The following is a 22,497-nucleotide window of genomic DNA, read 5'->3' on the forward strand; positions in this document are numbered from 1 at the left end:
ACCACCACCGATGACTGAACCGCGCCTCGAGTTTGTGCAATGCCTCGGCACCCAGGGCCTGCACCGCATGGCGTATTGGGAATGGGGCGACGCGGGCAATCCGAAGGTGCTGGTCTGCGTGCACGGCCTGTCGCGGCAGGGGCGTGATTTCGATGCACTGGCGCATGCGCTGTGCCGGGACTATCGCGTGGTCTGCCCGGACGTGGTCGGCCGCGGCCGCTCCGACTGGCTGGGCGAGCCCATGGGCTACCAGATGCCACAGTACGTGGCCGACATGGTGACCTTGCTCGCCCGTCTCAATGCAAAGACGCTGGACTGGGTCGGCACCTCCATGGGCGGGCTGGTCGGCATGTGCGTGGCTGCGCTGCCCGGCAGCCCGGTGCGCCAGCTGGTGCTCAACGACGTGGGGCCCACCATCGAGCCGCAGGCACTGGAGCGCATCGGCGCCTATGTGGGCAAGGCGCCGCGCTTTGCCTCGGTGGACGAGGCGGCCGACTACCTGTGGTCGGTCTCCACCGGCTTCGGCGAGCACACCCGGGAGCAATGGCTGGCACTGACCCGGCCGATGCTGAAGGATGTGGACGACGAGCATGGCGAAGGCTTCGTGCCGCACTACGACCCGCGCATTGCGGTGCCCTTCCACGCCGTGACGCCGGAGCTGGCCGCCGAGGCGCAACGCCGCCTGTGGGAGCAGTACGATGCGGTGCGCGCCCGCACGCTGGTGCTGCGCGGCGCGCACTCGGACCTGCTGACGGCCGACACCCTGCAAGCCATGACGCAACGCGGTCCCCGTGCCACGGCCCATGTCTTTCCGGCGGTGGGCCATGCCCCGACGCTGGTGACGCCGGAGCAGATCGCGGTGGTGCAGGAGTTCCTGCTGGCACATCCATGAAAACGAATTCGCTGGACCTCGGGCCGCAGCCGTCGGCCATCGTTCAATTGACGGGGGAGGCGGCCGACCGGCTGCTGCCCGCGGCACAGGCCATCTCGCAGGAACACGCGCGCCTGGAGAAGGCGCGCGCCTTCTCCGAGCCCCTGCTGGCCGGGCAGCGGCTGGACACCGGCGAGGACGCCTTGCTGCATGCCCAGGGAGTGGCGTCGATCCTGCAGGGCATCGGCGCCTCGCCGTCGATGCTGGCGGCGGTCTACCTCGTCTATGTCGGTGACTACCTGAACAAGCCCGAGGAGGTGGTGGCCAAGGCCTTCGGCCCCTCCTACGCGAGCCTGGTCGGCGCGACCCGCAAGCTGCTGCAGATCCAGCGCAACGCGCGCGACGCCTTGCTGGACGAGGAGATGCGGGCCGAGCAGACCGAGCGTGTGCGCAAGATGCTGCTCGCCTTCTCGAAAGACCTGCGGGTGGTGTTGCTGCGGCTGGCCTCGCGCCTGCAGACCCTGCGCTACTACGCGCACGAGAAGCGGCCCTGCCCGCTGGTGCTGGCGCGCGAGTCGCTGCAGGTGTTCGCGCCGCTGGCGAACCGGCTGGGCATCTGGCAGATCAAGTGGGAGCTGGAAGACCTGTCGTTCCGCTTCCTGGAGCCGGAGCAGTACAAGACCATCGCCCGCATGCTGGACGAGAAGCGGGTCGAGCGCGAGCAGGCGGTGGAAACCTCCAGGCGCGACCTCGGCCGCATGCTGAAGGCCCAGGGCATTGCCGCCGAGGTGCAGGGCCGGCCCAAGCACATCTACAGCATCTGGAAGAAGATGCGGGGCAAGCAGCTTGATTTCGACCATGTGTTCGACATCCGCGCTCTGCGGGTGATCGTGCCCAGCGTGCGCGACTGCTATGCCGCGCTGAGCCTGGTGCACGAGGTGTACAAGCCGCTGCCCGAGGAGTTCGACGACTACATTGCCAAGCCCAAGCCCAACGGCTACCAGTCGCTGCACACGGTGGTGTACGGCCCGCAGGGCCGGCCCATCGAGATCCAGATCCGCACCCGCGAGATGCACGAGCATGCGGAGCATGGCGTGGCCGCCCACTGGGCGTACAAGGAGGCGGGTACCAAGGGCTATGCCGGGGTGGTGGCGGCCGGTGACTTCGAGTCGCAGGTGGCGGAGGCACGCAAGGCCGTGCTGCGCCAGCTGCTGGCCTGGGAGCGCGACTTCACCGGCCAGGCGGCCGACGCGGGCCGCGGCATGTTCGACGACCGCATCTACGTCTTCACGCCCCAGGCGGTGATCGTCGAGCTGCCCAAGGACGCCACCCCGGTCGACTTCGCCTACACCTTGCACACCGACCTGGGCCACCACTGCCGCGGCGCGAAGGTCGATGGCGCGATGGTGCCGCTGAACACCCCGCTGCAGAGCGGGCAGACGGTGGAAATCATCTCGGTGAAGGAGGGCGGCCCGTCGATGGACTGGCTCAACGGCGAGCTGGGCTACCTGCGCAGCTCGCGGGCCAAGGCCAAGGTGCGGGCCTGGTTCAACGCGCTGGCGCAGCAGCAGACCATCGCCAAGGGCCGGGAGCTGGTCGAGAAGCTGCTGCAGCGCGAAGGCAAGACCTCGGTGAAGCTGGAGGACCTGGCGGGGCAACTCGGCTTCAAGAGCGCGGACGCCTTGTTCGACGTGGTGGGCAAGGACGAGTACTCGCTGCGCAACATCGAGCATGTGTTGCGGCCCAGCGAGCCGCCGCCGAGCCCCGACGAGTTCTTCACGCTGAAGAAGTCGCGCAGCGAAGGCGGCGTGACGCCCAAGGGCGGCGTGCTGGTGGTGGGCGTGGAGTCGCTGCTGACTCAGCTGGCCCGCTGCTGCAAGCCGGCGCCACCGGACGCGATCGGCGGTTTCGTGACCAAAGGCAAGGGCGTGGCCATCCACCGTGCCGATTGCTCCAACTACCGCCAGATGGCCGGCCGCACGCCGGAGCGGGTGATTCCGGTGGAGTGGGGCGCGACCTCCATCGACCGGGGCGCGGTCTATCCGGTGGACGTCTCGGTGCAGGCGGCCGACCGGCAGGGCCTGCTGCGCGATATCTCGGAGGTGTTCGCCAAGGAGAAGATGAACGTGGTGGGCGTGAACACGCAGACCATCAAGGACATCGCCTGGATGACATTCACCGTCGAGGTCTCCGACTCCGCTCGCCTGGCCCAGGTGCTGAACCAGGTGTCGCAGGTGGCCGGGGTGAGGATGGCGCGGAGGAAATGATGCAGAGCATGAGAAGCGACTTGCGCACTTCTAAAAAAAGATGCTATAGTTTCACTTCTGCAGGCGCGTAGCTCAGTTGGTTAGAGCACCACCTTGACATGGTGGGGGTCGTTGGTTCGAATCCAATCGCGCCTACCAAATGCCAAGCCCGACACGGATGATTTCGTGTCGGGCTTTTTGCTTGGCCGGCGCTTTGCATAGGCGGTTGTGTTCTTCGGCATTCCTCCGCCGTGCGCCCGTGTGGCCGGGAAAGCGGCCGGCGCGCGTGGGCAGGGCCGGCTCCTCATGGCGAGCGCCCACGGGAAGCGACGGTGCCGTTGCAAGGGCGGTCCGCCCCACTGCACGGCTTTGGGGACGAAGGCCGGACTCGCGTCGGCCATGGTCGCGCGCTCCAGCCGAACGACTGCGCAGCACGGCCTCGATGCTCTGGACGTCGAGAGCCGAAACCACCCGCCTGGACGGCAAATGTCCAGCCCTTGCGCTCACCGGGTGCGGGGCTGTGCTTCAATGGACTGCGCTGCGATGGATCGAGATCCTCGCGCAGGAAAAGAACGTCGAGCACCGCCTGTGGCGGGTTCCACCGGAGGGGAGGACGGCGAATCATGGGTCCGAAGCGACATCGCGCTGCAGTCGCCGTTGTGGCGGCCAATGTGCTGCTTGGCGTCTCCTCGCTTTTCTGGAAAGCGCTGGCCGTCATCCCTGCCAGCACATTGCTTGGCTATCGCATTCTTGTGTCCCTGGCCACCTTGGTGCTGGCCCTGCTGTTCACGCACGGCTTCGGTGAACTGCGGGGAAAGCTGACGGGGCGGACGGTGGTGGTGCACGTCTTGGCGGCCTTCCTCGTCGTCGTCAACTGGGGCACGTTCATCTGGGCCTCGATCCATGGACATGTGGTCGAGAGCGGCCTTGGCTATCTGATCGCCCCTCTCGTTGCGATTGCAGTGGGCTGCGTGCTGTGGCGGGAGCGGATGACCGCCATACGCGGCGCGGCGCTTGCGGCGATGGGGCTGTCGATCCTCGTGCTCCTGGGACGAAGCGCTGAGCTGGCTCACTGGGTCTATCTCACCATTGGCGTGAGTTGGGGCGGCTACGTCTGCCTGAAGAAGGCGACGGTCCTGGGCTCGTTCGCGGGTCTGTTTGTCGAAACGGCCGTGTTGACGCTGTGCCTGCCCCTCCTGCTCTGGCTGACCCCGATGACCTTGGCGCTTCCGGCGCTTTCGGCGGCCGATCTGCTCCTCCTGCTCAGCTGCGGCGCTGTCTCGGTGATTCCGCTTGCGTTGTTCGCCTATGCAGCCACAGGGCTGCCGCTGTCGGTCATTGGCTATTTCCAGTTTGTCCTGCCGACCACGCAGCTGCTGGTGGCGCTGTGGGTCTACAAGCAATCCGTCTCCCCAGGAACGATCCTGTGCTTTGCCTTCATCTGGGGCGCGCTTGCGACCATCCTGGTCGAGCCGTGGTGGAAGGCCTATCAGTCGCGGGCGCTGCCGGCGGCGATGAAGTGAAGCGCTCCGATCGATGCCGCCGCAGCGAGCAGGCAAGCCGCCTTCGGCCGGATGTGGCGGCCGTGCGGGCCCCCTCGCTTGCCACTTCCTTGCACTGCCACCATGAATCGGCCAACCTCCGCGGGCAGGGTGCGCCGGCAAGGCGGCGTGCGGGTCGATCCGCAGGCGCTGCGTGCACGGGCAGGCGAGGGCGGGGGGCATCAATCGGAATCGTGTGCCGTGGAATGCCGGCTGGTGATCGCGGGGCCATCCACTAAGATGCCCCGTCCCCGCTTCACCGAGACTCGCCGAATGCACTCCCGCCGCACCCAGTGGCTCGCGCTTGCGTCCCTTGTCCTGCTTGCCTTGCTGGTGGTGTCAGGCGTCCAACCCTACGACCGCGCCACCTGGCTCATGGAAGTGGCGCCGGTGATGATTGCATTGCCCATCCTCTGGGGAACCTATCGCCGCTTTCCACTCACCACGCTGCTGTACGTCTTCATCTTCATCCATGCGGCGGTGCTGATGCTGGGGGGCGCCTACACCTATGCCCGCGTTCCGCTCGGCTTCCAGCTTGCCGAGTGGTTCCATCTCAGCCGCAATCCGTATGACAAGATCGGCCACTTCTTCCAGGGCCTGGTGCCGGCGCTGGTCGCCAGAGAAATCCTGGTCCGCGGCCACTTCGTGCGGGGTCGCCGGATGCTCGCCTTCCTGGTGGTCTGCGTTGTCCTGGCCATCAGCGCCTGCTACGAGTTCATCGAATGGGGGGCGGCCCTGGCGCTGGGACAGGGGGCGGACGAATTCCTGGGAACCCAGGGCGATCCCTGGGACACGCAATCGGACATGTTCCTGGCGCTGCTTGGCGCGATGACAGCCCTGGTCTTCTTCTCGGGCCTCCATGCTCGGCAGATCCGGCACCTCGAAGGGGAGCGCCCGCGGAGGGCCTGAGCCGGCAGGGCCCGGCCTGCGGTGGCGGGCTGCGTGTGGAAGGCGTCACGCTGTGGACGAGCCATCGGCGCTGGGGTGTGCTCAGCAAGCCACCGTGCCAGGCATCATGTCGGCCGCCACCGGCGTCATCCTCGATGACGCATGGTGCACTATCACGAATGACGTCAAGAGGGTCCTCCATGATTCAGCGGTTCCTGGCCGCGGCGCTGCTCCTGGCAGCGGGCTTTGCACACGGCGCTTCCTATGAAGGTGCCATCGACGTCCGGTTTCCCGACGAGCTGGCCGGCTTCACGCTGACGGAGGCGGAGCGCCTGCCCCGGAAGGAACTTGGCAGCCATCTGGCTTACCAGGGCCCTCGCGCGGGCGGTGTGGTGGCCAGTGTCTATGTCTACAACGCCGGCTTGAGCGACATTCCGGACGGCACGCACTCGCCCGTCCTGAGGCAGCACTTCGAGCAGGTGCTGGCCGATGTGCAGCAATGGCGGGCGAAAGGCATTGCACGCTCGGTGTCGATCGTCGGACCCGCGATGCTGCGCACCGGCTACATGGGTTGCGGCCCCCAGTTCCTGGCCGCGACCCTGAACATCGAGCTGCCAGACGAAACGCTCGCCTCGCATGTCTACCTGACCGTGGTGCGGCAGCAGTTCGTCAAACTGCGCCTCAGCTATCCGAAGCATCGCGAGCAAGGCGAACACGACGCCCGCGAGTTCGTGCGACAGCTGCGTCCGCTCCTCGGGCATTGCCTCTGATTCTCCGACGCCTGCCTGGCGGTCGAAGCGCGATGCGCCCCTTCGTGAAGCGACCCCGTCGCCGCAGGAGGGAGAGGCCAGCGGACCCGCCCCGCCCGCGGCCCTGCAGCGCTCGATGCCGGCTGCCCGAAGCTCGGCCTCTGCGGCCGGCCGCCAGGCGCCCGGAGCGCAGCGGCGATAAGATCGCCAGGCCGGCCGGCTCGGTGGGCCTTGGGCACCGTGCTGCATGAAGCCGCGCGCCGCCAGCCGGATCCGGTGAAGCAAGAGAGGCAGCCTCCCCGCATGAGCATCGTCGACGGTCAACGCGACATCAGCTGGCGCCAGCGCATCACGGCGTATTGCGAACAGCATCGCATTGCAATTCCCGCCGCCTTCCAGCAAGCGGAGGTGGTCTACCCGCTGGCGCTCGTGGATCGGTCCGTCGCAGAGCGTCCGCGCCTGGTCGGCGAGACGTTCTACAACGTCAACGGCGTGCTGTCCTGGTTCAGGGACCGCAACCGCTACCCGCCGCACTACCAGGTCCTCGACTTCAAGCGCGGCCGGGAACTGGTGCTGGAGAACGCAGTGAACCTGGTGGACGGCCCCGGGTTCGACCCTCGGCGCGACGTCGATCTCCAGTACTAGTCCGCCCTCCGGGGCGCATGGCTGCGTGTGCCATGTGGCGCTGGTTGCAGGCGGCTGTGCGGCTGTCTCCCGTCCGCGGCGGCGTGCTTCCGGCGCGGCGGTGCGACGGCCAAAGGACGGCGGCTGCCCACCCTCCGCAGCACCCGCCCGCACGGCGGAACACCGCTTGCCTCTCCTGGCCCATCGATGGATGAACAAGGAGCAAGCCATGGCCACCCCCACCGTGAGCGACCAGATCCTGCAGCGCCTGCATGCCTGGGGCGTGCGTCGCATCTTCGGCTACCCGGGCGACGGCATCAACGGCCTGATGGGCGCGTTCAACCGCATCGGCGACCAGCTGCAGTTCGTGCAGGCGCGCCATGAAGAACTGGCCGCCTTCATGGCCTGCGCCCATGCCAAGTTCACCGGCGAGGTGGGCGTGTGCATGGCGACCTCCGGGCCGGGCGCCATCCACCTCCTCAACGGGCTCTACGACGCCAAGGCGGACCACACGCCGGTGGTGGCCATCGTCGGCCAGCAGGCGCGTTCGGCGCTGGGCAGCGACTACCAGCAGGAGGTCGACCTGGTCTCCCTGTTCAAGGACGTGGCCCACGAGTTCGTTCACATGGCCACCGTGCCGGCCCAGGTGCGCCACCTGGTGGACCGGGCGGTGCGCATCGCGCGCGATCAGCGCACGGTCACCTGCATCATCCTGCCCAATGACCTGCAGGAACTCGACGCGGTGGAGCAGCCGCCGCACGAGCATGGCACCGCCCATTCCGGCATCGGCCGCACCGCCGCGCGCAGCGTGCCGGGCGAAGCCGAGCTGCGCGCCGCCGCCGAGGTGCTGAACGCGGGCAAGAAGGTCGCCATCCTGGCCGGCGCCGGCGCCCTGCATGCCACCGACGAGCTGATCGCCGTGGCCGAGGCACTGGGCGCCGGCATCGCCAAGGCCCTGCTCGGCAAGATGGCGGTGCCGGATGACCTGCCCTATGTCACCGGCGCGGTCGGGCTGCTCGGCACGCAGGCCAGCTGGGAGCTGATGAGCGGCTGCGACACCTTGCTGATGGTGGGCTCGAGCTTTCCGTACTCGGAATTCCTGCCCAGGGAAGGGCAGGCCCGGGGCGTGCAGATCGACATCGACGGTCGCCAGCTGGGCCTGCGCTACCCGATGGAGATCAACCTGGTGGGCGACAGCCGGCTCACGCTGCAGGCGCTGCTGCCCCACCTGAAGCGCCAGGACGACCGCCGCTGGCGCGACAAGGTCGAAGCCGACGTGCGCCGCTGGTGGCAGGTGCTGGAAGCCCGTGCGATGAACGAGGCCCGGCCGATCAACCCGCAGCGGGTGTTCTGGGAGCTGTCGCCGCGCTTGCCGGACAACGCCATCCTGACCTGCGATTCCGGCACCGCCGCCGCCTGGTACGCCCGCGACATCAAGGCCCGGCGCGGCATGATGGGCTCGCTCTCCGGCGGCCTGGCCACGATGGGGCCGGCATTGCCTTACGCGCTGGCTGCCAAGTTCGCCCATCCCGAGCGCCCGGTGGTGGCGATGGTGGGCGACGGCGCCATGCAGATGCTGGGCATCAACGCGCTCATCACGGTGGCCCATCACTGGAAGGCCTGGCGCGATCCCCGCCTGGCGATCCTGGTGCTCAACAACAGCGACCTGAACATGGTGACCTGGGAGCAGCGCGGCACCGCCGGTGATCCGCAGTTCGAGGACTCGCAGCTGCTGCCCGCCTTTCCCTATGCCGAGTACGCCCGCATGCTGGGGCTGCACGGCCTGCGGGTGGACCGCCCGGAAGCCATCGGCCCCGCGTGGGAGCAGGCGCTCGGCGCGGACCGGCCGATGGTGCTCGAAATGGTGACCGACCCCAATGTGCCGCCGCTGCCGCCGCATGTCAGTGCAAAGCAGGCACGGCAGTACCTCAAGGCCCTGCTGCACGGCGACCCGCAGGCCCGCCAGGTGGTGATGGCCACCGCCCGCGAAGCCTGGGACAGCCTGACGGGCGGGCGCAGCTGACGGCACCGACGGGCGAGCGCCCGGGCGGCCGGCGCTCGCCCTGCGTGCCGGCAGTTGCGATGCTGGCGTGAGGCAGCGGCGGCCGGACCATCCCAGGCGGCCGCCGCCGGCCTCACATCGACAGGAAAGGCCCGGTCACCTCGTAGGTGATGCCGCTGCCGTTGCCGCCGCGCTGCGAGCTGAAGTACAGCCGGGTGCCGTCCGGCGAGAAGGCCGGGCCGGTGATCTCGGAGTCGTCCTGGCCTTCCACCTTCAGGATGGGGGCCACCGAGCGGTCGGGCGCGATGACGACGATCTGCATGTTGCCGCCGTCCTCGCCAACATAGACATGGCCTCGGCGGGACACCACCACGTTGTCCACGCCCGAAAGCACCGGGTCGGCGGCAGTGGCCTCGTCATACAGGATGTCGAGCCGGTCGCTCGCGGTGTGCAGCGCCCACACGCGGTTGTCGCCCTTGGTGGTGAAGTAGACCACCCCCTCGTGGAACCAGATGCCTTCGCCGCCGTTGAAGCTGCTGCTCTCGCGCACCTGGCGCCGGGTGCGGGTGGCGAACACCGACGGGTTGGGGTCGGGCAGGGGCAGCCACTGCAGCTGGTAGGGCGCTGCCGAGCCGATGCGCCGGGCCACCTCCAGCGTGCCGGCGCTCAGGTCGCCCGGGCGGGCCGGGCGGAAGCGGTAGAGGCGGCCGTCCGACTTGTCCTCGGTGAGGTAGAGGAAGCCGCTGGAGCGGTCGACCGCCACTGCCTCGTGGTCGAACCAGCCGAGCGCGTTGCGCACCACGGCAGGCCGGGCGCCGGTGGGGTCGCATTCCAGCACCCGGCCGCGATCGGTTTCCTCGCAGGTGAGCCAGGTGCCCCACGGGGTCGGCCCACCGGCGCAGTTGCGCTCGGTGTTGCTGCAGATGCGGTAGGCGTTGCGGATCTGGCCGCGTGCGTCGAAGGCGATGGCACCGACACCGCCGCCGCCCAGCGCGCGTTCGGAGTTGGAGACATAGATCCATCCGCCGTCGCCGGTGGCAAACGTGGCGCCGCCATCCGGTGCGGCATGCCACACGTGGCTGGTGCCCGGCACCTTGCTGCCGCTGCGCGCCAGGACGCGCGAGCTGAAGCCGGCAGGCAGCCGGATGCCATCGGCATTCGGGCCGAGCAGTTCACCGAAGCTGCCGGCGGCGACGATGCGCTGCAGGCCATGGTCGAGCCGCGGGTTGGCCGGTGTGGCGGGCAGGCCCTGGGCCCAGGTGCTGGCCGGGCCGAGGGCCAGCAAGCCGCCGGCGAACAGGGATTGGCGCAGGAACTCGCGGCGGGGGCTGTGCGGGGTGGGGCGGGGGTCGTACATCGTGGGACTTCCTTGGGGTCGAACAGACACCCTGCCAGCGGCCGTCATCCAGTTCAGTCTTGTTCATGCACCGCTGGCAAGGGACGGGAGCCGGCAGTCTCCGCCGCGACCCGGTGGCGCGCCAGAGGCGGCCGACCTGCTGTCAGGGCATTGAGGCGTTTCACAGGCCGGTCATGCTGCAGGCGTCTGCCACAAGGCGATGCCGTCGTGCGAGTGCGGGTGGCGAGCGGACCGTGACGGCGGCTGGATCGCCAGTCCGCTGCGGTGAGGCTTGGCGACGGGCAGGGGGGCAGCCGGCCGATGGAGAAGACGCGCGCGGAGCGCTCGGTGCGGGAGCGGCGGGCGCAGAGCGAAGTGGATGCCGCGGACGTTAGGAACGCCGGGAACGTCGGGAACGCCGGGACGCGGGACACGGGACGCCGGGGGCGTCGGCGCGCACGCACCCGAGCGCTGCCGGTACCTTCCGTCGCTGCCGCGACGGCGGCCTTGCGATGAAGGTCAATGCGGGGCGTGCTGCCCGTTTCGATGGGAGTGCCGGGCAACGCGGGCCCCCAGGGCAGCGCTGTGCCGACCCGGTGCGCACGACACGTCGCCCACCGGCAGGCAGCTGTCGCGCCAGGGCAACCCGACGTGCAACAGGTGGCGGAGCTGCCAAGGGGACGGCAGCTCGGGCCAGATACCGGGGCGCGGCAGGTCGTTCAGCAGGCGGCCGGTGCAGGCCCGGCCGGATGGGGCGACGCGTGCCTCGCCGGTGGTGGTGCAGCCGGCGGGCAGCCCGGGCGCTGCGCCTCCCGGCGCCACCGGGTCGGTGAGCCATTGGCCGAGCACGGCCGGGTCGGCGCCATCGCGGGCCCTCCGCCGCTCCAGCGTCGCTCGATAGCGGGCGCGCGAGTGGCTTGTCGCTCCGGGCGGCGCCCCGCGTTCACCGCGGCGCCGGGCCGACCGACTCGCGCAGCTGCATCACCGGCTCGAACTGGTAGGTGACCGGCAGCTCGGTGCCGTAGCTCAGGTTCAGCAGCAGCCGGCAGGCGTTGAGCGCCATGTCGGCAATGGCAATGCGCACGCTGCTCAGGCGGGGCGACAGGAAGGAGGCGATCTCGGCATCGTCGTAGCCCACCACCGACACGTCCCGCGGCACCGATTTGCCGGCCAGCTGCAGGCAGGACAGCGCCGCCATGGCCATCTGGTCGTTGGCGCAGAACAGGCCGGTGAAGCGCGCGCCCTGGTCCAGCAAGCGGCGCGTGGCCTGCCAGCCGCCGGCGGCGGTGAAGTCACCGCCGGCCACCGCCACCTCCTCGCGGGCGATGCCGTGGCGCGCCAGCTCGTCGAAGAAGCCCAGCAGGCGCTGCCGGTTGTCGGGGGCCGTCTGCGGCCCCGACACCACCGCCAGCTGCCGATGCCCGTGCGCCAGCAGCGCGCCGGCTGCCAGCGCGCCGGCCTGCCGGTGGTCGAGCGTAAAGCACTGCTGCGCCATGCCCTTGACCTTGCGGTTGACGATGGCGATGCGGGGGTGCCGCGCCTGCAGCTCGGCATAGTCGGCGTCGCGCAGGGCGTTCGATGTCACCAGGATGCCGTCGCATTCGCGGTCGATCAGGAAGGCCACGCCATCCAGCGCCTGCTGGCGCGAGTCCTTGTCGCCGCAGCCGTTGGCGGCCACCATGTGGCGGTCGTGCAGGCGCAGCTCGGTGTCGATCGCGTGCAGCATCGGGCCGTAGAAGGGGCCCTTGAAGTCCGGCACGAACACACCGATGGTGCCGGTGCTGCGCAGCGACAGCGCCCGCGCCGTCTTCGACGGCCGGAAGTTGAGGGCGCGGATCGCCTCCTCGACCCGGGCCCGCGCGTCGGGAGAAAACGAGCCCTTGCCCGAAAGCACGCGCGAAGCCGTTCCCACGCCGACGCCTGCCAACCGCGCTACATCCTTGATCGTTGCCATCGGCCTAGTACCTGTTGTCCTCTGTCACGAGCCCGGATGATAGGGGCAGGCGCAAGGCCCGGGGCGGTCACAGGCGTTGCTGGCTGGACGGGTCGAACAGGGAGACGCGCGCCGCATCGACATGGAAGGCCACCTGCGCCCCGACGGCCGGCGCGTCGCCGTCGGCCACGCTGAGCGCCAGCGTGCCGTGCTCGGCCTGCAGCCATACCACCTGGTGGGCTCCCATCGGCTCCACCAGGCTGACCCGGCCCTGGCCGGCCGGCGAGCCGGCGCCGTCCAGGCCCAGGTGTTCAGGGCGCACGCCCAGCACCACCGGCTGCCCGGCCTCCAGGCGCCGCTCGCAGGCCGGCAGGTCGAGCGGCAGCTGCACGCCCGGCGCATGGAAGGCCAGCCCCCCGCCGCCCAGTGGCAGCAGGCGGCCTTCGATGAAGTTCATGCCGGGCGAGCCCAGGAAGGCCGCCACGAACATGTTGGCCGGTCGTGCATACACCTGCGCCGGCGTGTCGATCTGCTGGATGCTGCCGCCCTTCATCACCGCCACCCGGCTGGCCAGGGTCATGGCCTCCACCTGGTCGTGGGTGACGTAGATCATGGTGGCGCCGATCTCCCGGTGCAGCTGCTTGAGCTCGCGCCGCAGCTCGGTGCGCAGCTTGGCATCGAGGTTGGACAGCGGCTCGTCGAACAGGAACACCCGCGCGTCGCGCACCAGCGCGCGGCCGATGGCCACCCGCTGGCGTTGCCCGCCGGACAGCTGGGCCGGCTTGCGCCCGAGCAGCTCGCCCAGCTGCAGCATGCGCGCGGCGCGCTGCACACGCCGTGCGATCTCCTGCTTGTCGACCCCGCCGACCCGCAGGCCGAAGGACAGGTTGCGCTCCACGTTCATGGTGGGATAGAGCGCATACGACTGGAACACCATGCCGATGGAGCGGTCCTTGGGGTCGGCCCACGTCACGTCGCGCCCGCCGATCTCGATGCGGCCGTCGTGCACGTCGAGCAGGCCGGCGATCGAATGCAGCAGGGTGGACTTGCCGCAGCCCGACGGCCCGAGCAGCACCAGGAATTCGCCTTCCTGCACCTGCAGGTCGAGGTCTTGCAGGATGGGGGTGGCGCCCATCGCGACATGGAGGTTCTGGATGGAGACGCTGGACATGTCGAATCAGCCTTTCACCGCACCCGCCGCGATGCCGCGCACAAACCAGCGGCCCGACAGGAGGTAGACCAGCAGCGGCACCAGCGAGGTGAGGATGGTGGCTGCCATGTTGACGTTGTAGAGCCGCTCGCCGGTGGTCGTGTTGATCACGTTGTTGAGCTGCACGGTCATCGGCAGGTGCTCGCGGCCGGCGAACACGAGGCCGAGGATGAAGTCGTTCCAGATCGCGGTCACCTGCATGATGACGGCCACCACGACGATGGGCAGGGACATCGGCAGCATCAGCTGCAGGAAGATGCGCCAGAAGCCGCCACCGTCGATGCGCGCTGCCTTGAACAACTCGCCCGGCACCGAACGGTAGTAGTTGCGGAACATGAGGGTCATCACCGGCATGCCGAACAGGGTGTGGATCAGCACGATGCCCGGCAGCGTGCCGAACAGCGAGACCGCGGCAAACGCCCGCACCAGCGGGAACATGACGACCTGGTACGGCACGAAGGCGCCCAGCAGCAGCACCAGGAACAGCGCCTGCCCGCCGCGCGGCCGCCAAAACGACAGCGCATAGCCGTTGAGCGCGCCAAAGAAGATGGAGACCAGCGTGCTCGGCACGACGATCAGCACCGAGTTGAGGAAGCCGCCGCGGATGCCCTCGCACTGCAGCCCGGTGCAGGCGCCGGACCAGGCCAGCGCCCAGGGCTCCAGCGTCACCTTGACCGGCAGCGCGAACAGGTGGCCCAGGCGGATCTCCTCCATCGGCTTTACCGACGTCACCAGCATCACGTAGAGCGGCAGCAAGAAGAAGGCCGCCGCGCTCAGCAGAAAGGCATAAACGCCGAGGCGGCCAGGCGACCAGCGGGCGCGCCGGCGGGCCGCCGCCCGGCCTTGCGGGCCGAGGGGCAGGGCAGGCAGGGATCGCGTGTTCATCGCCCGCCCTCCTGCCCGCCGAGACGCGCGCCGCGCGAGCGTGCATAGAGCCAGGGCGCCACCAGTGCCAGCACGGTGAGCAGCATCACGGTCGAGGCGGCCGAAGCCAGGCCGATGTTGGCGCGGCCGAACAGGTGGTCCATGATGAACTTGGCCGGCACCTCGCTGGCCACGCCGGGGCCCCCCTGGGTCATGGCCACCACCACGTCGAACAGCTTGACCACGCTGACCGACAGCAGCACCGCGGCCGTGCCGAAGGACGGCCCCAGCTGAGGCAGCACCAGGCTGAGGTAGACCCGCCAGCGGGGGATGCCGTCGATGCGGGCCGCCTTCCACAGGCTGTCGTCGATGCCGCGCAGGCCGGCGAGCATCAAGGCCATCACCAGGCCGGCCGCCTGCCAGACGGCGGCCAGCACGATCGCGTACATCACCTTGTCCTGGCTGACGATCCAGTCGAAGCCGAACTGTTCCCAGCCGAGGGCGCGCACGCCGGCCTGCAGCCCCAGCTCCGGGTTCAGCAGCCATTGCCAGACCAGCCCGGTGGCGACGAAGGACATCGCATACGGGTAGAGGAACACGGTGCGCAGCAGTCCTTCACCACTCACCTGCTGGTCGATGAACACCGCCAGCAGGAAGCCCAGTACCAGGCAGGCGGCGATGAAGAGCACGCCGAACAGCGCCAGGTTCTGCAAGGACAGCAGCCAGCGTTCGCTGGCGAACAGCCGGCTGTACTGGGCCAGGCCGACGAAGTCGTCCACCGGCAGGCTGCGCGAGCTGCTGAAGGACACCCGCACCGACCAGGCCAGCGTGCCCAGGTAGGCCAGCAGCACGGTGGCGGCCATCGGCAGCAGGGCCAGCTGCGCGGCCCAGTGGCGGGCGCGCGGGCGGCGGCGCGGCGCGGGGGAGGCAAGGGTCTGCATGGCGGCCTTCCCTTCAGCCTTGCAGTGCGGCGGCCAGCGCGCGGGCCGCGTCGTCCGCCGACTGCGGCGTGTTCCAGTACTTGGTGACGATGTCCTGGATGGCACCCGCGACGTCGGGCGTCACCAGCATCTCCGGGTTGGGCAGGTGGCGGCTGCCGTCCTTCATGATCTGCAGGCCGAGGCGGGCGCAGACATCCATCGCCTGTGCGTCGACATCGGTGCGGATCGGGATCGAGCCCTTGCGGTTGTTGAAGGCCACCTGGGTGGCCGGCGCCGTCATGCTGGTGGCCAGCAGCTGCTGAGCCTTGATGGTGGCTGCGTCGCTGGTCTTGGGGAAGACGAACACATCGCCCGAGACGATGTAGGGCGCCCGCGGCCCCAGGCCGGGGAAGCAGCCGTAGTCCTTGCCCGCCACCTGGCGGGCGGCCTGGAACTCGCCCTTGGCCCAGTCGCCCATGATCTGCAGGCCGGCCTTGCCGGCGATCACCATCGACGTGGCGTCGTTCCAGTTGCGGCCGGCCGAGCCGGCGTCGACATACTGGCGCAGCCGCTTGAAGCTGAGCAGCACCTTCTTGAAGGCGTCGGACTGCACCGTGCGCGCATCGCGGTCACGGTAGAACTTGAGGTACAGCTCGGGCCCGCCGAAGTGGGCCAGCACGGCGTCGAAGGTCAGCTTCTCCTGCCAGGCCTGGCCCCCCAGCGCCAGTGGCACCAGGCCGGCGGCCTTCAGCTTGTCCAGCGCGGCGAAGAACTGCTCGGGCGTCTGCGGTTCTTCCTTCAGGCCGGCTTTCTCGAAGGCTGGCTTCGAATACCAGAACCAGGCCGGCATGTGGATGTTGATCGGCACCGCGTAGTAGTGGCCCTTGATCTTCACGCTATTGAGGATGGGGGCCGGCAGCATGCGGTCCCAGCCGTTCTTCTGCGCGACTTCGTCGATGGTATTGAGCAGGCCGCCGTCGATCAGGTCGTGGAACTGCTTGGAGGTGTTGAACTGCGCCGCGGTCGGCGGGCTGCCGCCCAGGATGCGATTGAGCGCGGTGGCCTTGGCTGCCTCCACCCCGGCCACTGCGTTGTCCACCCAGGTGCCGCCGGCCGCCTGGTAGGCCAGGGCCAGCTCCTTGACGGCGGCCGATTCGCCGCCCGAGGTCCACCAGTGCACCACCTCTGCGCGCACCTGCGCCTGGGCGGTGGAGAGGGCCGCGCAGGCCAGGGCGGTGCCGAGGGCGAGCCGGGTTGTCGTTCTCATCGCATGTCTCCTGTGAGCTGGAGCCTGGTAGCCGGCTCCTTGTTGGGGAAGGGAGGGGGCGGGACCGTGGCTCAGCCCGCGCGCGGGCCGGCCTTGCGCTGCCGCAGGAAGTCGCGCAGGGCGAGGGCGCTGTCCTTGGGCGTGCGCTGCTGCGTGGCGTAGTCCACATGGACGATGCCGAAGCGGCGCTCATAGCCGTAGGCCCATTCGAAGTTGTCCAGCAGGGACCAGAGGAAGTAGCCCTTGACCTCCACGCCCTGGCGCATGGCCTCGTCCACCGCGGCCAGGTGGCGGCGCAGGTAGCTGATGCGCTGCGGGTCCTCGACCCGGCCGTCGACCACCCGGTCGTCGCTGGCCATGCCGTTCTCGGTGATGTAGATGGGCGGCAGGCGCGGGTAGCGTTCCTTGAAGCCCAGCAGCAGGTCGCGCAGGCCTTCGGGATAGACCTCCCAGCCCATCTGGGTGCGCTCCACGCCGGGCAGCATGCGCTCGACATAGCCGTGTGCACCGTCGCTGCGCACATTGGCCCGGAAGTAGTAGTTGATGCCCAGGTAGTCCAGCGGCACGGCGATGCGCTCCATGTCGCCGGTGCGCACCGGCGCCTCGATACCCGGCCACAGCTCGCGCAGTTCCTCGGGGTAGCGGCCGAGCAGCAGCGGGTCCAGCACCCAGCTGTTGGCGCAGGCGTGGGCCAGGCGGGCGGCCTGCAGGTCTTCCGGCCGCTGGCTGTCGGCCCGCACTGCGTTGACATTGGTGACGATGCCGACCGGCGCGCTGTCATTCGAGCGCAGCGCCCGGGTGGCGACGCCGTGGCCCAGCAGCAGGTGGTGCATGGCTTCGACGCCGTAGCGCACGTTCTTGAGCCCGGGCGCGTGGTGGCCGTTGGCGTGGCCCAGGTAGGCCGAGCACCACGGCTCGTTGAGGGTGCACCACGCGGTCACCAGGCCGGCCAGCTCCCGGCTCACCAGCGAGGCATAGTCGCCGAAGCGCTGGGCGGTGTCGCGGTTGAGCCAGCCGCCGCGGTCCTGGAGGCATTGCGGCAGGTCCCAGTGGTACAGCGTCACGAAGGCCTGGATGCCAAGCGACTGCAGCCGTTCCAGCAGCCGCTTGTAGAAATCAAGCCCCTGGCGGTTGGGCGCGCCGCGCTCGTCCACCACCCGCGGCCAGGCGATCGACAGGCGGTAGGCATCCAGCTGCAGGTCGGCCAGTTGCTGCAGGTCGGCTTCCCAGCGATGGAAGTGGTCGCAGGCGATCGCGCCGGTGTCACCGTTGTGCACCTTGCCCGGCGTGGCGGAGAAGGTGTCCCAGATGGAGGGGTGGCGGCCTGCCTCGGCCGCCGCTCCCTCGATCTGGTACGCCGCAGTGGCGACACCGAACAGGAAGTCGGGGCGCCACATCGCGGAGCCCTCGGGCGGGGTCAGCAGGCAGGAGTCGGGAAGATCACGCAGCACGTCGGTGTACCTCGGATGGCTAGGGTCGAATCGATGAGTGTGGAACCGGTTCCACTGACCGATGTCACTATAGCGCAGCCGGGCTGGCACGCAAGGCCGGCAAGGGATGGGGGAAATCCCGGGGGCGGGCATGCGCCGTGCGAGGCGGTGCGTCGCCATGCCCGCGGACTGGCCAGCGGGCGCCGGGAGTGAAGTGCCTGGGCCGCGTTGGCGCGTTCTTGCTGCGTTGGCATGGCGGTTCCAGCAGGTTCGCCGGTCCTGGGGGAGCGGGCGTCGCCGGCCTGGCCCCAATGGCGGCGCGCGGTCACGCCGCCCGGGCGGTGCCACCGGCCGGCCGGGCCTCAGCCCGGCAGCCCGAGCAGCGCGCGCGCCTGTGCCGGGCTGGCCACCGAGCGGCCGGCCTGCTGTGCGCAGCGGGCCAGCGCCTCCACCAGCGGGCCGTTGCCGCCGGCTCGTTGGCCATCGGGCAGGTAGAAGGTGTCTTCCAGACCGGTGCGCAGCATGCCGCCCAGTTCCGCAGCCTGGCGATGCACCGGCCAGATGTCGGCGCGGCCGATCAGGGTCGCCTGCCACAGCGAGCCGGGCGGCAGCCAGCGCGGCAGCAGCGCCAGCAGCCCGGCATCGCATGGCATGCCGGAAGCGACACCCATCACGAAGTTGCAACTGGTCGGCGCGCCGGCCGCCGGCAGCATGCCGGCACGGCGATAAAGCTCGACTGAGCGCACGATGCCCACATCGAAGCACTCGAACTCCGGCCGGGTGCCGCAGTCGTGCATCACGTCGAGGAAGGCGCGCACCTTCTCGACCGGGTTGTCGAACACCATCGGCGGCCAGGCCCAGCGGCCATCGTCCTTCAGCTTGAGGTAGTTCAGCGTGCCGGCATTGCAGGCCGCCAGCTCGGGCCGGGTGCGGCGCAGGCAGGCCACGGGGCCGGAGATGTCCGGGCCCACCACGCCGGTGCTGAGATTGACGATGACGCCCGGGCAGGCGGCGCGGATGGCGGCCACCGCCTCTTCGGCCAACGCCGGGTTCCAGCTCGGCAGATGGCCCCGGCCGGGCTCCTGCTGGCGCAGGTGCAGGTGCATCACCGTGGCGCCGGCGTTGTAGGCGTCGCGCGCCTCACGGGCCAGCTCGGCCGGTGTCACCGGCACCGGATGGCGGGCCGGGTCGGTCAGCACGCCGGTGAGGGCGCAGGTGAGGATGGCCGGGGCGCTGGCGTTCATGGGCTGACCTCCTTCGATTCAAGCCGGGCAGTCGCCGGCGAGTGCCGTGGCCCTGTCGAGCCATGGGGCGCTGGACGGGTCGGTGTCATCGGGTCCTCGTCGCCGGCATCGGCTGGCGGGGTGGCTGCGGTGCCGCGCGCGCGGCACCGCAGCGGGTAGTTGTGCTTCACCGCGCCTCTGCCGCCGCACCGCCGGCTTCGTGCAGGGCCAGCTCCACCAGCACCGTGCCGGTGGCCACGGTGTCGCCCGGTGCGGCGTTCAGGGCCTGCACCCGGCCGTCCGCGCGGGCCACCAGCCACATCTCCATCTTCATCGCCTCCACGCAGACCAGGGGCTGTCCACGCGTCACCGGGTCGCCCGGCTGCACCAGCACCTGCACCACGCTGCCGGAAACCGGCGCCACCGCATGGCGGGCATCGATCACCACCTGCGCCGGCTCGACCGCCGGCGGTTCACTGAACACCAGCCGGCCGCCATCGCAGGCCCATTCCAGCCGGCTGCCATCGCGGTGGGCCACCAGGCGGCGCTGCACGCCATCCAGTGCCACCCGCCAGCGCCCGTCGGCGGCGTCGGGCAGGCGCTCGACCGCGTGGCGGCGTCCATCCAGCTCCACCTCGGCCCGGCGGCCCTGTGTCGTTGCTCGCAGGCTGCGCACCTGGCCGGCGCATTGCAGCTGCAGGCCGTAGCCCGCCACGGAAGGCGGGCGCGGTCGGGCTTCTCCGTCACCCAGCGCCAGCAGGCCAGCAGCGAGCAGCCAGTCGGCCTCGGCCGGCGGCGCGGACTGCAGCAGCGGGTCGCCCTGCTCGGACCAGTGGTCGATCAGCGTGGTGTGCAGCCCAGCTTGCCGGAACACCGGGTGCCGCAGCAGGCGGACAAGGAAGGGCCCGTTGGTGGGCAGGCCCAGCACCGGCGCATCCTCCAGCGCGGCGGCCAGGCGGCGAATGGCGTCGTCACGGTTGCGCCCGTGAGCGATGAACTTGGCCAGCAGGGCGTCGTAGTGGGTGCCGATCTCGTCGCCTTCGCTCAGCCCGTGGTCGATGCGCACGCCGCCGCCCGGGCCGGCCGCTTCCAGGGCCACGCCCGGCCGCCACCAGGCAATGCGGCCGGCCTGGGGCCTGAAGCGGTCGGCCGGCTCTTCGGCATACAGCCGGGCCTCGATGGCATGGCCTTGCAGGTGCACCTGGTCCTGCTGCATCGGCAGGGGTTCGCCGGCCGCAATGCGCAGCTGCCACTCCACCAGGTCGAGGCCGCTCACGCATTCGGTGACCGGGTGCTCCACCTGCAGCCGGGTGTTCATCTCGAGGAAGTAGTGCTGCCGCCCGGCATCGACGATGAACTCCACCGTGCCGGCGCCCACATAGCCCACGGCCCGAGCGGCGGCCAGCGCGTCGCGCCCCATCGCCTCGCGCAGCGCAGCGTCCACCACCGGCGAGGGTGACTCCTCGATCAGCTTCTGCCGCCGGCGCTGGGCGGTGCAGTCGCGCTCGCCCAGGTGCAGGGCGCTGCCGTGGCCGTCACAGAACACCTGGATCTCGATATGGCGGCCGTGCTCGACCAGGCGCTCGAGCATCAGCCTGCCGTCGCCGAAGGCCTTCAGCGCTTCGCGCCGGGCGCTGTCCAGCGCCTGGGGCAAGTCATGCAGGTGGTTGACCTGCCGCATGCCGCGCCCGCCGCCGCCCGCCACCGCTTTCACCAGCAGCGGAAAGCCGAGGGCGAGTGCCTCGTCGGCCAGCGCGCCGTCGTCCTGCTGCTCGCCCAGGTAGCCGGCCAGGCAAGGCACGCCGGCGGCCAGCATGCGACGCTTGGCTGCCGCCTTGTGGCCCATGGCCTCGATGGCGGCCGGCGGCGGTCCGACGAAGACGAGCCCGGCATCCAGGCAGGCCTGTGCGAAGTCGGCCCGTTCCGAGAGAAAGCCGTAGCCCGGGTGGACCGCGTCTGCACCGGTGTCGCGGGCGGCCTGCAGCAGCCGCTCGATGTGCAGGTAGGACTCGCGCGCCGGCGCCGGGCCGATGCACACCGCCCGGTCGGCCTGCAGCACATGGGCGGCGCCGGCATCGGCCTCGCTGAAGACCGCCACCGTGCGCCAGCCCAGCTTGCGCGCGCTGCGCAGGATGCGGCAGGCAATCTCGCCGCGGTTGGCCACCAGCAGGGTGGAGAAGCTCATGCGCCGGCTCCCGCGCCGGGCTGCGCCAGGCAGGGCAGGGGCGCCATGTCAGTGCGCTCCCTGGGGCAGCGTGCCTTCGAGCTTGCAGATGATGCCGAGCATCACCTCGTCGGCGCCACCGCCGATGGAGATCAGCCGGCCGTCGCGGAAGGCGAGGCTGACCGGGTTGTCCCAGGTGTAGCCCTGGCCACCCCAGTACTGCAGGCAGGCGTCGGCCACCTCGCGGCTGAGGCGGCCGCATTTCAGCTTCGCCATGGCGGCCAGCCGGGTCACGTCCTGGCCGGCGACGTACTGCTCCACCGCGCGGTAGGTCAGCGCCCGCAGCGCCTCCACCTCGCAGCGCAACTCCGCCAGGCGGAAATGCACCACCTGGTTGTCGAGGATGCGCTTGCCGAAAGCCTGCCGCTCGCGGGTGTATTCGATGGTCAGGTCGATCAGGCGGTCCAGGTTCTTCAGGGTCGACGCCGCCGCCCACAGCCGCTCCTCCTGGAACTGCAGCATCTGCATCGTGAAGCCCATGCCCTCCTCGCCGATGCGAAAGCGCTTGGGCACCCGCACGTCGTCGAAGAAGAGCTGGGCGGTGTCGGAAGCGTCCATGCCGATCTTGCGGATCTTGCTGCGGGTGACGCCGGCGGCCTCCAGCGGCACCACCAGCAGGCTCTTGTTGCGGTGCGGGGGGCCGTCGCCGGTGTTGGCGAGCAGGCAGCACCAGTCGGCTTGCATGCCGTTGGTGATCCACATCTTGCTGCCGTTGATGATGTAGTCGTCGCCATGGCTGCGGGCCGTGGTGCGGATGGCCGCCACGTCGGAGCCCCCACCCGGCTCGCTCACCCCCAGGCAGCCCACCCGCTCCCCGGCGATCGACGGCGCAAGGAACTCGCGCCGCAGCGCGTCCGAGCCGAAGCGCGCCAGGGCGGGCGTGCACATGTCGGTGTGCACGCCGATGGCCATTGGCACGCCGGCGCAGTGGCAGGCGCCGAGCGATTCGGCCATCACCATCGAGTAGCTGAAGTCCAGGCCGGCGCCGCCGTATTCGGGGGGGTACTTCAGGCCCAGCAGGCCCAGGGCGGCCAGCTTGCCAAACACCTCGCGGGCCGGAAATTGCTGGGCCCGTTCCCAGGCCGGCACATAGGGATTGAGTTCATGCTGGACGAAACGGTCGACCGTGTCGGCCAACTGGCGGTGTTCGGGGCTGAATTGCATGGGCG

Annotated in this window: 17 protein-coding genes and 1 tRNA gene; 8 read left to right on the plus strand and 10 right to left on the minus strand. The window is 69.9% G+C overall.

The features are described 5' to 3' along the window. Nucleotides 1–10 precede the first annotated feature (10 nt). From N7L95_RS01755 to N7L95_RS01790, 8 genes are all read left to right on the plus strand, one after another. The gene (locus N7L95_RS01755; protein ID WP_301258102.1) at nt 11–892 is read left to right on the plus strand and encodes an alpha/beta fold hydrolase; all 882 of its coding nucleotides are present in this window, start codon (nt 11–13) and stop codon (nt 890–892) included. Then, a complete protein-coding gene (locus N7L95_RS01760; protein WP_301258103.1) occupies nt 889–3,138 on the plus strand; it encodes a RelA/SpoT family protein in 2,250 nt (749 codons plus the stop codon). Before N7L95_RS01755 ends, N7L95_RS01760 begins: the two co-directional genes overlap by 4 nt. Nucleotides 3,139–3,199: 61 nt before the next feature. Further along, a tRNA-Val gene (locus tag N7L95_RS01765) sits at nt 3,200–3,276 on the plus strand. 464 nt (nt 3,277–3,740) lie between these two features. Continuing rightward, entirely contained in the window at nt 3,741–4,640 is a 900-nt protein-coding gene (locus tag N7L95_RS01770; RefSeq protein ID WP_301258104.1) for an EamA family transporter, read from the plus strand. A gap of 291 nt (nt 4,641–4,931) precedes the next feature. Then, nucleotides 4,932–5,567 (plus strand): DUF2238 domain-containing protein, encoded by a 636-nt coding sequence (locus tag N7L95_RS01775; RefSeq protein ID WP_301258105.1) that lies wholly within the window; start codon nt 4,932–4,934, stop codon nt 5,565–5,567. A gap of 179 nt (nt 5,568–5,746) precedes the next feature. Then, nucleotides 5,747–6,316: a hypothetical protein gene (locus N7L95_RS01780; RefSeq protein WP_301258106.1), complete on the plus strand. Its 570-nt coding sequence runs from the start codon at nt 5,747–5,749 to the stop codon at nt 6,314–6,316. A gap of 282 nt (nt 6,317–6,598) precedes the next feature. Continuing rightward, a complete protein-coding gene (locus N7L95_RS01785) occupies nt 6,599–6,940 on the plus strand; it encodes a hypothetical protein (protein ID WP_301258107.1) in 342 nt (113 codons plus the stop codon). 208 nt (nt 6,941–7,148) lie between these two features. Next, complete coding sequence (locus N7L95_RS01790) at nt 7,149–8,942, plus strand: thiamine pyrophosphate-requiring protein (protein ID WP_301258108.1); 1,794 nt, start codon at nt 7,149–7,151, stop codon at nt 8,940–8,942. A 112-nt stretch (nt 8,943–9,054) separates the two neighbouring features. Here the strand turns inward: N7L95_RS01790 and N7L95_RS01795 are convergent, their stop codons facing one another. From N7L95_RS01795 to N7L95_RS01840, 10 genes are all read right to left on the minus strand, one after another. Further along, nucleotides 9,055–10,278 carry an alkaline phosphatase PhoX gene (locus tag N7L95_RS01795; RefSeq protein ID WP_301258109.1) on the minus strand — a complete coding sequence of 408 codons (1,224 nt, stop codon included), beginning with the start codon at nt 10,276–10,278 and terminating at the stop codon, nt 9,055–9,057. Between the two features lie 922 nt (nt 10,279–11,200). After that, nucleotides 11,201–12,211, minus strand: a complete 1,011-nt coding sequence (locus tag N7L95_RS01800; RefSeq protein ID WP_301258110.1) for a LacI family DNA-binding transcriptional regulator — start codon at nt 12,209–12,211, stop codon at nt 11,201–11,203. A 67-nt stretch (nt 12,212–12,278) separates the two neighbouring features. Further along, entirely contained in the window at nt 12,279–13,361 is a 1,083-nt protein-coding gene (locus N7L95_RS01805) for an ABC transporter ATP-binding protein (RefSeq protein WP_301258111.1), read from the minus strand. A gap of 6 nt (nt 13,362–13,367) precedes the next feature. Beyond that, nucleotides 13,368–14,285 carry a carbohydrate ABC transporter permease gene (locus N7L95_RS01810; protein ID WP_301258112.1) on the minus strand — a complete coding sequence of 306 codons (918 nt, stop codon included), beginning with the start codon at nt 14,283–14,285 and terminating at the stop codon, nt 13,368–13,370. Further along, entirely contained in the window at nt 14,282–15,205 is a 924-nt protein-coding gene (locus N7L95_RS01815; protein WP_301258113.1) for a carbohydrate ABC transporter permease, read from the minus strand. The genes N7L95_RS01810 and N7L95_RS01815 overlap by 4 nt, the downstream gene beginning before the upstream one ends. A gap of 13 nt (nt 15,206–15,218) precedes the next feature. Next, nucleotides 15,219–16,451, minus strand: coding sequence for an ABC transporter substrate-binding protein (locus N7L95_RS01820; protein WP_301258114.1), 1,233 nt, complete (start codon nt 16,449–16,451; stop codon nt 15,219–15,221). A gap of 71 nt (nt 16,452–16,522) precedes the next feature. Beyond that, the gene (locus N7L95_RS01825; RefSeq protein ID WP_301260036.1) at nt 16,523–17,848 is read right to left on the minus strand and encodes a GH1 family beta-glucosidase; all 1,326 of its coding nucleotides are present in this window, start codon (nt 17,846–17,848) and stop codon (nt 16,523–16,525) included. Nucleotides 17,849–18,243: 395 nt separating this feature from the next. Next, nucleotides 18,244–19,125: a beta-keto acid cleavage family enzyme gene (locus N7L95_RS01830; RefSeq protein WP_301258115.1), complete on the minus strand. Its 882-nt coding sequence runs from the start codon at nt 19,123–19,125 to the stop codon at nt 18,244–18,246. Between the two features lie 166 nt (nt 19,126–19,291). After that, nucleotides 19,292–21,289, minus strand: a complete 1,998-nt coding sequence (locus N7L95_RS01835; protein ID WP_301258116.1) for an acetyl/propionyl/methylcrotonyl-CoA carboxylase subunit alpha — start codon at nt 21,287–21,289, stop codon at nt 19,292–19,294. A gap of 48 nt (nt 21,290–21,337) precedes the next feature. Further along, nucleotides 21,338–22,492: an acyl-CoA dehydrogenase family protein gene (locus tag N7L95_RS01840; protein ID WP_301258117.1), complete on the minus strand. Its 1,155-nt coding sequence runs from the start codon at nt 22,490–22,492 to the stop codon at nt 21,338–21,340. Nucleotides 22,493–22,497 lie beyond the last annotated feature (5 nt).

Source organism: Eleftheria terrae, from assembly GCF_030419005.1.
Classification (GTDB): Bacteria; Pseudomonadota; Gammaproteobacteria; order Burkholderiales; family Burkholderiaceae_C; genus Caldimonas; species Caldimonas terrae.